The organism is Mycobacterium sp. (genome assembly GCF_019247615.1).
Lineage (GTDB): Bacteria > Actinomycetota > Actinomycetes > Mycobacteriales > Mycobacteriaceae > Mycobacterium.
In genome coordinates, this window is record NZ_JAFBAT010000198.1 from 1 (window position 1) to 14367 (window position 14367).

The window sequence follows — 14367 nt, forward strand, 5'->3', positions numbered from 1 at the left end:
TGCCCGACGGCACCCTGATCTTCACCTCACCGGCCGGGCAGACCTATGTCACCACCCCCGGCAGCGCCCTGCTGTTTCCCAGCCTGTGCCACGCGGTCGGCGGCATACCCACCCCCGAAGCCGACCCACCGGCAGACTACTGCGCCCAACGCAGCGCCATGATGCCCAAACGCCGCCGCACCCGCACCCAAAACCGCGCCGCACGCATCGCCACCGAACGCCGACAGAATCGGGAAGCCCGCGAAGCCACAGCCGAAGCCCAAGCCCGCGCGCGCCGAGACAAACCGCCACCCGGCTACAACCCCGACCCGGACGAACCGCCGCCTTTCTAGGCGGAGGAGATCGACATGCGGGCATCGCGCGTCGCAGGCCCGCATGGCACGCGGACCTACCGTGGGGCCTGCCGATACCATCGAGACCCATGACAAGCGTTACCGACCGCTCGGCCCATTCCGCAGAACCTGCGGGCGAGCACACGATCGACATCCACACCACCGCGGGCAAGCTGGAGGAGCTGCGGAGGCGGCGGGAAGAGTCGCTGCATCCGGTGGGCGAGGCCGCCGTCGAGAAGGTGCATGCCAAGGGCAAGCTGACGGCCCGCGAGCGCATCTACGCCCTACTGGACGACGAGTCGTTCGTCGAGCTCGACGCGCTGGCCCGCCACCGCAGCAGCAACTTCGGCCTGGCCGAGAACCGGCCGCTCGGCGACGGTGTGGTCACCGGCTACGGCACCATCGACGGGCGCGACGTGTGCATCTTCAGCCAGGACGCCACGGTGTTCGGAGGCAGCCTCGGCGAGGTGTACGGCGAGAAGATCGTCAAGGTCCAGGAACTCGCGATCAAGACCGGGCGTCCCCTGATCGGCATCAACGACGGTGCGGGCGCGCGCATCCAGGAGGGCGTCGTCTCGCTCGGCCTGTACAGCCGCATCTTCCGCAACAACATCCTGGCCTCCGGCGTCGTCCCGCAAATCTCGCTGATCATGGGGGCCGCCGCCGGTGGACACGTCTACTCCCCCGCCCTGACGGACTTCGTGGTGATGGTCGACCAGACCAGCCAGATGTTCATCACCGGACCGGACGTCATCAAGACCGTCACGGGTGAGGACGTCACCATGGAAGAGCTCGGCGGCGCCCACACGCACATGGCCAAGTCCGGTACGGCGCATTACGTGGCCTCGGGCGAACAGGACGCCTTCGACTGGGTGCGCGACCTGCTGAGCTACCTGCCGCCCAACAACTTCACCGACCCGCCTCGCTACGCCGAGCCTCATCCCGAAGGCGCCATCGAGGACAACCTCACGGCCGAGGACATGGAGCTCGACACCCTGATCCCCGACTCGCCGAACCAGCCCTACGACATGCACGAGGTGATCACCCGCATCCTCGACGAGGATGAGTTTCTGGAGGTCCAGGCCGGTTACGCGCAGAACATCGTGGTGGGATTCGGTCGCATCGAGGGCCGGCCGGTCGGCATCGTCGCAAACCAGCCGACCCATTTCGCCGGCTGCCTCGACATCAACGCCTCGGAGAAGGCCGCGCGGTTCGTCCGGACCTGCGACTGCTTCAACATCCCGATCGTGATGTTGGTGGACGTCCCTGGCTTTCTCCCCGGCACCGACCAGGAATACAACGGCATCATCCGGCGGGGCGCCAAGCTGTTGTACGCCTACGGCGAGGCCACCGTGCCGAAGATCACCGTCATCACCCGCAAGGCCTACGGCGGCGCCTACTGCGTCATGGGATCCAAGGACATGGGCTGCGACGTCAACATCGCCTGGCCGACGGCTCAGATCGCCGTCATGGGTGCATCGGGCGCCGTCGGGTTCGTCTATCGCAAGCAGCTGGCCGAAGCCGCCAAAGAGGGCAAGGACGTCGAGGCGCTGCGCCTGCAGTTGCAGCAGGAGTACGAGGACACCCTCGTCAACCCGTACGTCGCCGCCGAGCGGGGTTACGTCGACGCGGTGATCCCGCCGTCGCACACGCGCGGCTACATTGCCACGGCCCTGCGCCTGCTCGAACGAAAGATCTCGCACCTGCCGCCCAAGAAGCACGGGAACATCCCGCTGTGATCAACGATCCCGCTATGACCGACGAGGGCGCGACGCAACAGCCGCACGAGCCGCACATCCGGATCCTCAAGGGACAGCCCAGTGTCGAGGAGTTGGCCGCGCTGCTGGCCGTGCTGGGCAGCGCCGGCGGTGGTGCGCCCGAGCCGGAACAAACCGAACGCTCCCGGTGGGGGCTTCCGGTCGACCGGCTGCGCTTTGAGATGTCCAACTATCAGCGGCTCATGATGCACCAGATGTTCCACCTCAAGCATTGACCCGGTTGGTGCTGGCGTCGGCCTCGCCCGGCCGGCTCAAAGTCCTTCGCCAGGCCGGAATTGAGCCGCTGGTCGTCGTCTCGGGGGTCGACGAGGATCGCCTCACCGGGGCCCTGGGACCGAACGCCTCGCCCGAGGAGGTGGTGTGCGCCCTCGCCGCGGCCAAGGCCGAGCGGGTGGCCGGCGGGCTGCAGGGCGTCGTCGCCTCGGACTGCGTTGTCCTTGGCTGTGATTCGATGCTCGACATCGGCGGCCGGCTGTGCGGTAAGCCCGGCTCGCCGGAAGCCGCCGTCAGCCAGTGGCGCCTCATGGCCGGCCAGTCCGGTCGCCTCCACACAGGCCACTGCCTGCTGCGGCTGAGCGACGCAAAGATCACCGACCGCGAAGTTGAGTCCGCTTGCACCACAGTGCATTTTGCTATGCCCACGGACGCGGACCTGCACGCTTATGTCGCCAACGGCGAACCACTGCACGTGGCCGGAGGTTTCACCCTCGACGGCCTGGGCGGCTGGTTCGTCGACGGTGTCGACGGAGACCCGTCGAACGTGATCGGCGTGAGCCTGCCGATGCTGCGCTCGCTGCTACAGCGGGTGGACCTGTCGGTGGCCGCTCTGTGGGCCGGTAACTGACGCCGAGCGTGGAATTGTCGGACAGACCCCGCGAATTCGCCCGCAACAGGTCGCCGCTGGGCGGACGGGGATGGGTAGGCTCGAAATCGTGGCATTACCCCCGGATCCAAGCCCGACCCTCGCGGCCTACGCGCACCCCGAACGGCTCGTCACTGCCGACTGGTTGTCCGCCAACATGGGCGCACCCGGTCTGGCGATCGTCGAATCCGACGAGGACGTCCTGCTCTACGACGTCGGCCATATTCCCGGCGCGGTCAAGATCGACTGGCACACCGATCTCAACGACCCCAGGGTCAGGGACTACATCAACGGCGAGCAGTTCGCCGAGCTGATGAACCGCAAGGGCATTGTCCGCGATGACACCGTGGTGATCTACGGCGACAAGAGCAATTGGTGGGCGGCCTATGCCCTATGGGTCTTCACCTTGTTCGGGCACCCCGATGTGCGCCTGCTCAACGGCGGGCGCGACCTTTGGATGTCCGAGCGCCGCGACACCACCCTGGACGTGCCGACCAAGACGTCGACCGGCTATCCCGTCGTCCAGCGCAACGACGAACCCATCCGCGCGTTCAAGGACGACGTGCTGGGCGCCCTCGGCAGCCAGCCGCTGATCGACGTGCGCTCCCCCGACGAGTACACCGGCAAGCGCACCCACATGCCGGACTACCCCGAGGAAGGCGCACTGCGCGCCGGTCACATCCCCACGGCCCGCTCGATTCCGTGGGGCAAGGCGGTCGACGAGACCGGTCGGTTCCGCAGCCGCGAGGAGCTCGAAGAGCTGTACGGCTTCCTGAGCCCGGACGACAAGACCGTCGTCTATTGCCGCATCGGCGAGCGGTCCAGCCACACCTGGTTCGTGCTCACCCACCTGCTGGGCAAGCCGGGCGTGCGCAACTACGACGGATCCTGGACCGAGTGGGGCAACACCGTGCGTGTGCCCATCGTTGCGGGCGAAAGCCCGGGATCGGCAACCGGAGTGGTGCCGGCCTGATGGCGGCTCCCGCGGGCCTGCCTGCCCCGCTGGCCGAGGTGGTATCGGAATTCGCCGAGGTCGGGGGCCAGGACAAGCTGAAGTTGCTGCTGGAGTTCGCCGATGAACTCCCGGCCCTGCCCGCCGAACTCGAAGAAGCAGCGATGGAGCCCGTCCCCGAGTGTCAGTCGCCCCTCTTCCTGCACGTCGACGCGAGCGACCGGGATCGGGTGCGGCTGCACTTCAGCGCGCCCGCCGAAGCACCGACCACGAGGGGATTCGCCTCTATCCTGGCGGCCGGCCTGGACGAACAACCTGCGGCCGACATTCTGGCGGTCCCAGAGGATTTCTACACCGACCTTGGCCTGGCCGCCCTCATCAGCCCGCTGCGGTTGCGTGGGATGTCGGCGATGCTTGCCCGCATCAAGCGGCGCCTGAACGACTCCGAGCGCGACTCCTGATTGAGTGGAGACCGGGTATCAGGGCTCACGGCGCGGCGCATAAACTTCCCGGGACAAGACTTGTAAGAAAATCTCTTAGAGACGAAGACGTCCAGTTCTACAGGAGGCGCAGTGCCTAGTCACGCCAGCTCAAGGATCTCCAAGGTGCTCGTCGCCAATCGTGGCGAGATCGCGGTCCGGGTGATCCGCGCTGCCCGCGACGCGGGCCTGCCCAGCGTGGCGGTGTACGCCGAGCCGGACGCCGACGCACCGCACGTGCGGCTGGCCGATGAGGCGTTTGCCCTGGGCGGTCAGACGTCCGGCGAGTCCTACCTGGATTTCGCCAAGCTCCTTGACGCCGCGGAGAAATCGGGCGCCAACGCTATCCATCCCGGCTACGGCTTCCTGTCGGAGAACGCCGACTTCGCTCAGGCCGTCATCGACGCCGGGCTGATCTGGATCGGGCCCAGCCCGCAGTCGATCCGCGACCTGGGCGACAAGGTGACCGCCCGCCACATCGCCGCGCGCGCCCAGGCCCCACTGGTGCCGGGCACGCCCGACCCCGTCAAGGACGCCGATGAGGTGGTGGCCTTCGCCAAGGAATACGGCGTGCCCGTCGCCATCAAGGCCGCCTTCGGCGGTGGCGGCAAGGGCATGAAGGTGGCCCGGACCATCGACGAGATTCCCGAGCTCTACGAGTCGGCGGTACGCGAAGCGGTGTCCGCTTTCGGCCGCGGGGAGTGCTTCGTCGAGCGCTACCTCGACAAGCCGCGCCACGTCGAGGCTCAGGTGATCGCCGACCAGCACGGCAATGTCGTCGTGGCCGGTACGCGCGACTGCTCGCTGCAGCGCCGCTTCCAGAAGCTGGTCGAGGAGGCGCCGGCGCCATTCCTGACCGACGCGCAGCGCAAGGAGATCCACGAATCCGCCAAACGGATCTGTAAAGAGGCGCATTACTACGGCGCCGGGACGGTCGAGTACCTGGTGGGCCAGGACGGCCTGATCTCGTTCCTGGAGGTCAACACCCGCCTTCAGGTCGAACACCCGGTCACCGAGGAAACCGCGGGCATCGACTTGGTGCTCCAACAGTTCAAGATCGCCAACGGCGAAAAGCTGGACATCACCGAGGATCCGACGCCGCGTGGGCACGCGATCGAGTTCCGGATCAACGGCGAGGACGCCGGGCGCAACTTCCTGCCCGCCCCGGGACCGGTGACCAAGTTCCACCCGCCCAGCGGTCCGGGTGTGCGGTTGGATTCCGGTGTCGAGACGGGGTCGGTGATCGGCGGTCAGTTCGACTCGATGTTGGCCAAGCTGATCGTCTACGGCGCCGATCGTTCCGAGGCGCTGGCGCGTGCCCGCCGCGCGCTCGACGAGTTCGAGGTCGAAGGCCTCGCGACCGTGATCCCCTTCCACCGTGCCGTGGTGTCCGACCCGGCGTTCATCGGTGACGACGGTGCTTCCCCAGGATTCTCGGTGCACACCCGCTGGATCGAGACCGAGTGGAACAACACCATCGAGCCGTTCACCGGCGGCGAACCCCTGGAGGAAGAAGACACCCGGCCACGTCAGAAGGTCGTCGTCGAGGTCGGCGGCCGCCGGCTCGAGGTCTCGCTGCCCGGCGATCTGGCGCTGTCCAACGGCGCCGGCGATCCCCCGGGGGTCATTCGCAAGAAGCCAAAGCCGCGCAAGCGAGGGTCCCACGCGGGCGCGGTGGCATCCGGCGACGCGGTAACCGCTCCGATGCAGGGCACGGTCGTCAAGGTTGCGGTCGAGGAGGGACAGGAGGTTGCCGCCGGCGACCTGGTGGTCGTCCTCGAGGCGATGAAGATGGAGAACCCGGTCACCGCCCACAAGGACGGCACCATCACCGGCCTTGCAGTCGAGGCGGGTGCGGCCATCACCCAGGGCACGGTGCTGGCCGAGATCAAGTAACCAACCTTTCGGCGACAACGCTGTGCCCACCAGCGTTCCTGAGAATCAGTTCAGAGAATCCACAGGAGATTGTCTCCCCCGACGCTCCGAGAGTAGGGTTCGAGCCAGGTTGAGTTCACAGCCGTACGGATAGCGTCGGGCACGCCGACCGCCGCGCCAGGCAAGGGCGACTTCCCGTTCAAAGCTCCCGAAGCTTAAGCGCTCGCCCGACGTATCCACAGCACGATCCTCCCAACGATGGAGTCAGACATGTCTGTGGCGCAATCTTGGCAACTGAGCCGCACGGCCCAGTTCAGCGCTCGCTGGAGCCGCTCGGGCACGGTGATCACTGTGCACGGCGAGCTCGACGCCGCCAATGCCTACCAGCTCGCGTCGTACGTGGAACGCAAGGTCATGCATTCGCGGCGGGTGATGCTGGATCTGCGGGGCGTGGAATTCATTGGCACAGCCGGCTTTTCGGCACTGCACCACGTCAACGTCGCATGCTCGCGCGCCCAGGTGCAATGGGCGATGGTGCCAAGCGCCGCAGTTTCACGGTTGTTGCGCATCTGCGACCCCGACGGCACTCTGCCGCTGACGGCACCTCCGCCCCCGCGGGGAGTCCAGCGGCGGCTGCGATCGACCGGCAGTGAAGGCGAGGACTCGGGGCCCCTACTGCAACTGGTCCCGTAGCCGCGTCAGCGACTTGGCCAGCAGCCGGGACACGTGCATCTGGGAGATGCCGACGCGCTCGGCGATCTGCGTTTGCGTCATCGACTCGAAGAACCTGAGTACCAACACCATGCGTTCCCGCTCGGGCAGCGCTTCGAGCAAGGGACGCAAAGCCTCGCGATCCTCGATGCGGTCGAGACCGGCGTCCACGTCCCCTAACGTATCGGCGATTGCCCGAGCATCGTCGTCATCGCTGCCGCCGCCGGTGTCGATGGACAAGGTGTTGTAGGAACTCCCCGCCACCAGGCCCTCGACGACCTCGTCGCGCTCCATGCCGAGTTCCGCGGCAAGTTCGGTGGCCGTCGGCGCCCGTCCGAGCCGTTGAGACAGATCGGCGGTGGCGCTGCCGAGCCGCAAGTGCAGCTCTTTCAGCCGCCGCGGAACCTTGACCGACCAACTGTTGTCGCGGAAGTGACGACGGACCTCCCCCATGATCGTGGGCACCGCGAACGAGACGAAATCCGAGCCGGTCTCGACATCAAAGCGGACCACCGCGTTGACCAGCCCGACCCGCGCCACCTGAACCAAGTCGTCGCGTGGTTCCCCCCGGCCCTCGAACCGCCGGGCGATGTGATCGGCGAGCGGCAGGCACCGCTCGACGATCTTGTCGCGCTGGCGCTGAAATTCCATCGAGTCGGGAGTGATACTCGCCAACTCGCGGAACATGTCTGGAACATCGGCATATTCGTTCGGCCGCGAAACCGAACCGCCGGCAGCCCCCGCCGTCACCTGCTGGTGGCCGCCCGTCGCGCCGTCAAGGTGATACCGAAAACGCTGCCGCTCTCGTCGGGTTCGCGGCCGTCGTGGAAGGTCTGCACATCGTCGGCCAACGAGGTCAGCACATGCCAGCTGAAGCTCCCGGGCGCCACGACGTCGTGGGTGTCGCACGCCGCGGACGCCTCGACCACCAACTCGTCGTCGTGCGGGTCGACGACGACGACGAGCGTCGCGCCCGGTGTCGCCGAGCGGATCAACCGGGTGCACACCTCGTCGACCGCCAGTCGCAGGTCCGCCACGGCATCGAAATCCAAGTCCTCGAAGGTGCCGATGGCCCCGACGAGCGTCCTTAGCATCGCCAAATTCTCGAGGCGCGCAGCAACATGCAACTCGACGGCGCGCTGGCCCCGTTGACCCACATCGGCGCGCGATCCCGCATCGGTCATCTGACCTCCCGGCAATGTCCGATTGAGACTACTACGGTTGGACGGCCCGCCCTTGACGGTTCGTCCCAGCGGGCTATTCATGATCACCACCCGACATTCGGCCCGACCGGGGCGGGCCCGAGATGACGGGCCTGCGCGCACGGCGGTGGTTCTGGCAGCACACACAGATATGGGTGATATGGGTGTTTTCGCGATTCTGTCCCCGACGACGGGGTGAGCGCGCGCATGCAACCCTTCCGGCACTCATCATGGTGTAGAGCTGATACCCACTTGCCGCGGCGAATAACCCCCGCCGGCGATGGGATCCGCGGGCCGGGCGCGAAGCTGGAGGCGCGCTTTTCGATGCTTGAACATGGTTCTTAACGGCTCGCTGTCGACCTACACTTGTGGCCATGTGGCAAATACTGTTGCGGACTGTCGTGCTGCTCGGTGCGTGGGCAATCGGATTGGTGGTGGCGGCCCTGGTCGTTCCCGATGTCTCGGTGTCACTGCCGGGGTTCGTCGTCGCGGTCGCGGTGTTTGCGGCGACACAGGCGGTGCTGTCGCCATTGATCTTGAGACTGCCCCATGCATACGCATCGTTGCTCCTCGGGGCCACAGGCTTGGCATCGACGGTCTTCGCCATGGTTCTCGCCTCGGCGTTGACTCACGGGCTGGCCATTCACGGATTTGCGTCCTGGCTTGCCGCGACGATTGTGGTCTGGCTGGTGACGACGGTCGGCGCGATCTCGCTTCCCGACGCGCTCGTCCGCAACCCGGCCGGGTCCGCCTGAGCAAATCGGCAGCGGAGAAGGAAGATTAGGGGCTAAGGACGGGAAAGGACGGTAGGTCATGGGAGACAGGCATCACGATCCAAGCGACCACTTCCGGACCACGCAACCGCACGCCGGTATCACCATGAAGGACAACCTCTTCTGGCCCGGCTTCATCTTGTTCGCCGTTGGCGTCTTCGGGGTCATCAGCGCGATCGCCGCTGCCGCGTACCGGCACTACGAATGGGTGCCCACGACGGTGCTCATCGCCGCGCTCGGAATGGTCGCCGGGGCACTGTGGTTCGTCGTCGAGTGCCGCCGGGTGACCCACATCGATGAGCAATGGCACGAGCGCTCGCGCGAGGTGCGCCCCGGCGTGCCTCGTCAGAGGGCCAGCACCGGCCCGGCAATCGGCTGAACCGCGAGACCGAGGGTCACCACCATCAGCGTCAACAGAAACCAGCCGGCGCCGTGCCATCCCCACCACGTGCCGTGCGCCTTCCACACGCGATAGGTGCGCAGGAACGACCACACTCCGGCAGCGAACAGTATCAGCGGGCCGCCGAAGGCCAGCGAGGTCCGCTGGGGCGGCCCGCATGCCGCGGTGTCGACGGTCATCCCCGGACAGGTGCTGACCCATAAGGCCGCCAGTACCACGAACCCGAGGCCCGCCGCGGCGCCTAACACCGCAAACCGGATCGCGCCGCGAACCTCGGCGTCCTCCTGGCCCAAGCGGTCCCCCGGCGACCGCTCCCCTATTCTCTGCATCCCAGCCCCTCGTGTCCCGCGCCTGCTGCGGTTAGTACATCGTTCGCTGTGCCGATTTGGTTACGCCCGATGAACGACTATTCCGACCACCTTGAGATCCCGGCTTCCGGTGGTGGATCGCATTCAACCAGATACCCCATGACGACGTACCGTAAACCGCCTTCGTCCTAGGTCAGGGCCGTAAACCCCCCGCGCACGGGCGGGCTGGCCATGCCGATTTCGGGGGTGTGAAACGGCCTCTGCGGCGGGTGGACCGGAGGACGTGTGTAAGCGGACGGCAGCGCAACCACGAAAGGTTGCCACAGCCGTTTTCGGGGACGTCTCATGGCCGATGGGTACTATCTGACACATGCCCACAGCTAGGAGGCGGTTGTCCCCTGACGATCGACGGGCCGAACTGCTCGCTTTGGGCGCAGAAGTCTTCGGGAAGCGACCGTACGACGAAGTCCGCATCGACGAGATCGCCGAACGCGCAGGCGTTTCCCGGGCGCTGATGTATCACTACTTCCCCGACAAACGGGCGTTTTTCGCCGCGGTTGTCAAAGACGAGGCCGATCGTCTGTACGAGGCCACGAACAACCCGCCTTCGGCCGGCATGACGATGTTCGAGGAGATCCGGAGCGGTGTGTTGGCGTACATGGCCTACCACCAGTCGAACCCGGAGGCCGCGTGGGCCGCCTACGTCGGTCTCGGCCGATCGGACCCGGTTCTGCTCGGCATCGACGACGAGGCCAAGAACCGCCAGCGCGAACACATCATGTCCCGCATCGGTGAGGTGGTGGCCTCGGTCCCCGCACATTCGCTGGACCCGGACGTCGAGCGGGACCTGCGGGTGATCATTTCCGGCTGGCTGGCCTTCACCTTCGAGTTGTGCGTTCAGCGCATCATGGACCCGACGACGGACGCCGAGCGGCTCGCCGACGCCTGTGCGCACGCGCTGATGGACGCCATCGCGCGGGTGCCGGAGATACCGCCCGAGCTGGCCGAGGCCATGGCCACCGCGAGGCTGTAGGCGGGCACGCCGGTTTTGTCGGTGTTGCTTGGCACGATGATCGGGTGACCACTCGAACCTCCCGCGACCCGCTGGCCCGATTCAGCGCGATCACCCGCGAGTGGTTCGGCAGCACCTTCACCGCCCCGACCGCGGCACAGGCGCAGGCATGGGACGCCATTGCAGACGGCGACAACACCCTGGTGATAGCGCCGACGGGATCGGGCAAGACGCTGGCGGCATTCCTGTGGGCGCTGGATTCCCTCGCCCGATCGCCCGCCGTGCCCGTGGCGTCGGACCGGCCCGGCGGCACCCGCGTGCTGTACGTTTCCCCGCTCAAGGCGCTCGCCGTCGATGTCGAGCGCAACCTGCGCACCCCGCTGGCCGGGCTCACCAGGCTCGCGGAGCGCCGGGGCGCGCCCGTACCCCGGATATCCGTCGGCGTCCGCTCGGGTGACACCCCGCCGGCCTCGCGCCGCCAGCTCATCGCCCACCCGCCCGACGTGCTGATCACCACCCCCGAGTCGCTGTTTCTCATGCTGACCTCGGCGGCGCGCGAAACGCTGGCTGACGTGCAGACCGTTATCGTCGACGAGATTCACGCCATTGCCGGCGGCAAGCGCGGCGCGCACCTGGCCGTTTCGCTGGAGCGGCTCCAGGATCTGGCACAAGAACTCCGCGGCGCACCTCCCGCCCAGCGCATCGGCTTGTCCGCGACCGTGCGTCCGCCCGAGGAATTGGCCCGGTTCCTGTCCGGGCAGTCCCCGACGACGATCGTGGCGCCGCCGTCGGGCAAAACCATCGAACTGAGCGTGCAGGTGCCGGTGCCCGACATGGCCAACCTGGCGAACAACACCATCTGGCCCGACGTCGAGGCACGCCTGGTCGACCTGATCGAATCGCACAACTCGACGATCGTGTTCGCCAACTCACGGCGGCTGGCGGAAAAACTGACCGCCCGGCTCAACGAGATCCACGCCGAACGCTGCGGCCTCGCGCTCCCGTCGGAGGCCAATCCGAGCGTGCCCGGCGGTGCGCCGGCACACATCATGGGCTCGGGCCAGACCCTCGGCGCCGAGGCGGTTCTCGCGCGCGCCCACCACGGTTCGGTAAGCAAGGAGCAGCGCGCGCTGGTCGAGGAGGACCTCAAACGCGGGCTGTTGAAGGCGGTGGTGGCGACGTCCAGCCTGGAGCTGGGCATCGACATGGGGGCGGTCGACCTAGTGATCCAGGTGGAGGCGCCGCCGTCAGTGGCCAGCGGCCTGCAACGCATTGGCAGGGCCGGGCACCAGGTCGGCGAAGTGTCGCGAGGGGTCCTGTTCCCCAAGCACCGCACCGACCTCATCGGCTGCGCGGTGACGGTGCACCGGATGCTCGCCGGCCAGATCGAGGCAATGCGCGTGCCCGCCAACCCCCTGGACATTCTGGCGCAACAGACCGTGGCGGCGGCCGCGCTGGAGCCGCTGGACGCCGACCGCTGGTTCGACACCGTGCGCCGCAGCGCGCCGTTCGCAACGCTGCCGCGCAGCGCCTACGAGGCCACGCTGGACCTGCTGTCCGGCAAGTATCCGTCCACCGACTTCGCGGAGTTGCGACCACGGTTGGTCTACGACCGCCAAACCGGCACGCTGACCGCCCGGCCCGGAGCGCAGCGGCTGGCGGTCACCTCCGGCGGCGCCATCCCCGATCGCGGCCTGTTCACCGTATACCTGGCTTCTTCTGTCGAAGATTCGCAGAAGCCCTCGCGCGTGGGCGAACTCGACGAGGAGATGGTCTACGAGTCGCGCCCGGGTGATGTCATCTCTTTGGGCGCCACCAGCTGGCGCATCACCGAGATCACCCACGACCGGGTGCTGGTCATTCCCGCGCCGGGACAGCCCGCCCGGTTGCCATTCTGGCGCGGCGACGACGTCGGCCGCCCTGCCGAGCTCGGCGCCGCCCTCGGCGCGCTCACCGGCGAGCTGGCCGAGATGAGGCGCGAGCAGTTCGAGAAGCGCTGCGCCGCTTTAGGTTTCGACGCTTACGCGACCGACAATCTGCGGAACCTGCTGGACGAGCAACGGACCGCCGCCGGCGTGGTGCCCACCGACACGACCCTGCTGGTCGAACGGTTCCGCGACGAGCTGGGCGACTGGAGGGTGATCCTGCATTCGCCGTACGGGCTGCGCGTGCACGGACCGCTCGCGCTGGCGGTGGGGCGGCGCCTGCGGGAGCGCTACGGCATCGACGAGAAGCCCACCGCCTCCGACGACGGCATCGTGGTGCGACTGCCCGACACGGTGTCCGACCTGGCCGCCGCCGACGCCCCGCCGGGCGCGGAGCTCTTCGTCTTCGACAGCGACGAGATCGATCCGATCGTCACCGCGGAAGTGGGTGGTTCGGCGCTGTTCGCGTCGCGGTTCCGCGAATGCGCGGCCCGCGCACTGCTGTTGCCTCGCCGCCAACCCGGCCGCCGCTCGCCGCTGTGGCAACAACGGCAGCGCGCCGCGCAGCTGCTCGAGGTGGCCCGCAAATACCCCGATTTCCCGGTCGTCCTGGAGACCATCCGCGAATGCCTGCAGGACGTTTACGACGTCCCCGCCTTGGTCGAGCTGATGGCAGGCATCGCGCACCGCCGGGTGCGGGTGCTTGAGGCGGAGACCACACGGCCCTCGCCCTTTGCGGCGTCCCTGCTGTTCGGTTACGTCGGCGCGTTCATGTACGAGGGCGACACCCCCCTGGCCGAGCGCCGCGCGGCGGCGCTGTCGCTGGACAGCTCGCTGCTCGCGGAGCTGCTGGGCCGGGTGGAACTGCGGGAGCTGCTCGACCCGGACGTCGTCGCCGCGACCGCCCGGCAGTTGCAGCACCTGTCGGACGACCGAACGGCCCGCGACGCGGAAGGGGTGGCGGACCTGTTGCGTCTGCTGGGCCCGCTGACAGCGCAGGAGGTCGCCGAGCGGGCCGGCGCCACCGACGGGACCGGTATCGGCGGCTGGCTGGAGGGTCTGCGCGCGGCCAGGCGTGCCCTGACCGTGTCTTTCGCGGGCCGGACCTGGTGGGTGGCCGTCGAAGACATCGGCCGGCTGCGCGACGGCGTCGGTGTGGCGGTCCCCATGGGCGTGCCGGCCGCCTTCACGGAGGCAGTCGCGGACCCCCTGGGTGAACTGCTGGGACGCTATGCGCGTACGCACACCCCGTTCACCACCGCCGAGGCCGCTGCCCGGTTCGGCCTGGGACTGCGGGTGACGGCCGACGTGTTGGGCCGACTGGCCGCCGACGGGCGGTTGGTCCGCGGCGACTTCGTGACGGCAGCGCCGGTCGCGGCCGGCGGCGAGCAGTGGTGCGACACCGACGTGTTGCGCATCCTGCGAAGGCGGTCGCTGGCAGCGCTGCGCGCGCAGGTCGAGCCGGTGAGCACCGCCGCATACGGGAGGTTCCTGCCGGCCTGGCACCACCTGGCCGCCTCTGCTTCCCCGGCCCAGTCCGGGCTGGACGGGCTGATGTCGGTGATCGATCAGCTGGCCGGGGTTCGGCTTCCGGCCTCGGCGATCGAGCCGCTGGTACTGGCGCCGCGAATCCGGGACTACTCCCCCGCGATGCTCGACGAACTGCTTGCGAGCGGCGAGGTCATCTGGTCGGGTGCCGGTGCGATCTCGCGCAGCGACGGCTGGGTTGCGCTGCACCCCAGCGAATCCGCGCAGCTG

Annotated in this window: 14 protein-coding genes and 1 pseudogene; 12 read left to right on the forward strand and 3 right to left on the reverse strand. The window is 67.8% G+C overall.

Annotated elements, in window-relative coordinates; genetic code table 11:
• The 8 genes and pseudogenes from JO059_RS13610 to JO059_RS13645 all read left to right on the forward strand — a co-directional run.
• Positions 1-332: pseudogene (locus JO059_RS13610) on the forward strand (hypothetical protein); the annotation flags it as partial.
• Positions 333-421: 89 nt separating this feature from the next.
• Positions 422-2071 (forward strand): acyl-CoA carboxylase subunit beta, encoded by a 1650-nt coding sequence (locus JO059_RS13615; RefSeq protein ID WP_293319494.1) that lies wholly within the window; start codon positions 422-424, stop codon positions 2069-2071.
• Between the two features lie 14 nt (positions 2072-2085).
• Complete coding sequence (locus JO059_RS13620; protein ID WP_293319496.1) at positions 2086-2325, forward strand: acyl-CoA carboxylase subunit epsilon; 240 nt, start codon at positions 2086-2088, stop codon at positions 2323-2325.
• Positions 2322-2954, forward strand: a complete 633-nt coding sequence (locus tag JO059_RS13625; RefSeq protein WP_293319498.1) for a nucleoside triphosphate pyrophosphatase — start codon at positions 2322-2324, stop codon at positions 2952-2954. Before JO059_RS13620 ends, JO059_RS13625 begins: the two co-directional genes overlap by 4 nt.
• A gap of 88 nt (positions 2955-3042) precedes the next feature.
• The gene (locus tag JO059_RS13630) at positions 3043-3945 is read left to right on the forward strand and encodes a sulfurtransferase (protein WP_293319500.1); all 903 of its coding nucleotides are present in this window, start codon (positions 3043-3045) and stop codon (positions 3943-3945) included.
• A complete protein-coding gene (locus JO059_RS13635) occupies positions 3945-4385 on the forward strand; it encodes a SufE family protein (RefSeq protein ID WP_293319502.1) in 441 nt (146 codons plus the stop codon). The genes JO059_RS13630 and JO059_RS13635 overlap by 1 nt, the downstream gene beginning before the upstream one ends.
• A 111-nt stretch (positions 4386-4496) precedes the next feature.
• Positions 4497-6299: an acetyl/propionyl/methylcrotonyl-CoA carboxylase subunit alpha gene (locus JO059_RS13640; RefSeq protein ID WP_293319504.1), complete on the forward strand. Its 1803-nt coding sequence runs from the start codon at positions 4497-4499 to the stop codon at positions 6297-6299.
• 237 nt (positions 6300-6536) lie between these two features.
• Positions 6537-6971, forward strand: coding sequence for an STAS domain-containing protein (locus JO059_RS13645; protein ID WP_293319506.1), 435 nt, complete (start codon positions 6537-6539; stop codon positions 6969-6971).
• On the opposite strand, the gene JO059_RS13650 is transcribed toward JO059_RS13645, so the two are convergent.
• Positions 6951-7739, reverse strand: coding sequence for an RNA polymerase sigma factor SigF (locus JO059_RS13650; protein WP_293319508.1), 789 nt, complete (start codon positions 7737-7739; stop codon positions 6951-6953). The genes JO059_RS13645 and JO059_RS13650 overlap by 21 nt on opposite strands.
• Positions 7736-8173, reverse strand: coding sequence for an anti-sigma factor (locus JO059_RS13655; protein WP_293319510.1), 438 nt, complete (start codon positions 8171-8173; stop codon positions 7736-7738). Before JO059_RS13655 ends, JO059_RS13650 begins: the two co-directional genes overlap by 4 nt.
• A 392-nt stretch (positions 8174-8565) precedes the next feature.
• On the opposite strand from JO059_RS13655, the gene JO059_RS13660 reads away from it, so the two are divergent.
• Together JO059_RS13660 and usfY are read left to right on the forward strand one after the other, a co-directional pair.
• Positions 8566-8946 carry a phage holin family protein gene (locus tag JO059_RS13660; protein WP_293319512.1) on the forward strand — a complete coding sequence of 127 codons (381 nt, stop codon included), beginning with the start codon at positions 8566-8568 and terminating at the stop codon, positions 8944-8946.
• A 58-nt stretch (positions 8947-9004) separates the two neighbouring features.
• On the forward strand, positions 9005-9343 hold the full coding sequence (usfY, locus tag JO059_RS13665; protein ID WP_293319514.1) for a protein UsfY: 339 nt from the start codon (positions 9005-9007) through the stop codon (positions 9341-9343).
• Here the strand turns inward: usfY and JO059_RS13670 are convergent.
• A complete protein-coding gene (locus JO059_RS13670; protein ID WP_293319516.1) occupies positions 9310-9693 on the reverse strand; it encodes a hypothetical protein in 384 nt (127 codons plus the stop codon). The genes usfY and JO059_RS13670 overlap by 34 nt on opposite strands.
• Positions 9694-10042: 349 nt before the next feature.
• On the opposite strand from JO059_RS13670, the gene JO059_RS13675 reads away from it, so the two are divergent.
• Positions 10043-10705: a TetR/AcrR family transcriptional regulator gene (locus tag JO059_RS13675; RefSeq protein ID WP_293319518.1), complete on the forward strand. Its 663-nt coding sequence runs from the start codon at positions 10043-10045 to the stop codon at positions 10703-10705.
• Between the two features lie 44 nt (positions 10706-10749).
• On the forward strand, positions 10750-14367 hold a 3618-nt coding region (locus JO059_RS13680), incomplete at its 3' end, for a DEAD/DEAH box helicase (RefSeq protein WP_293319520.1).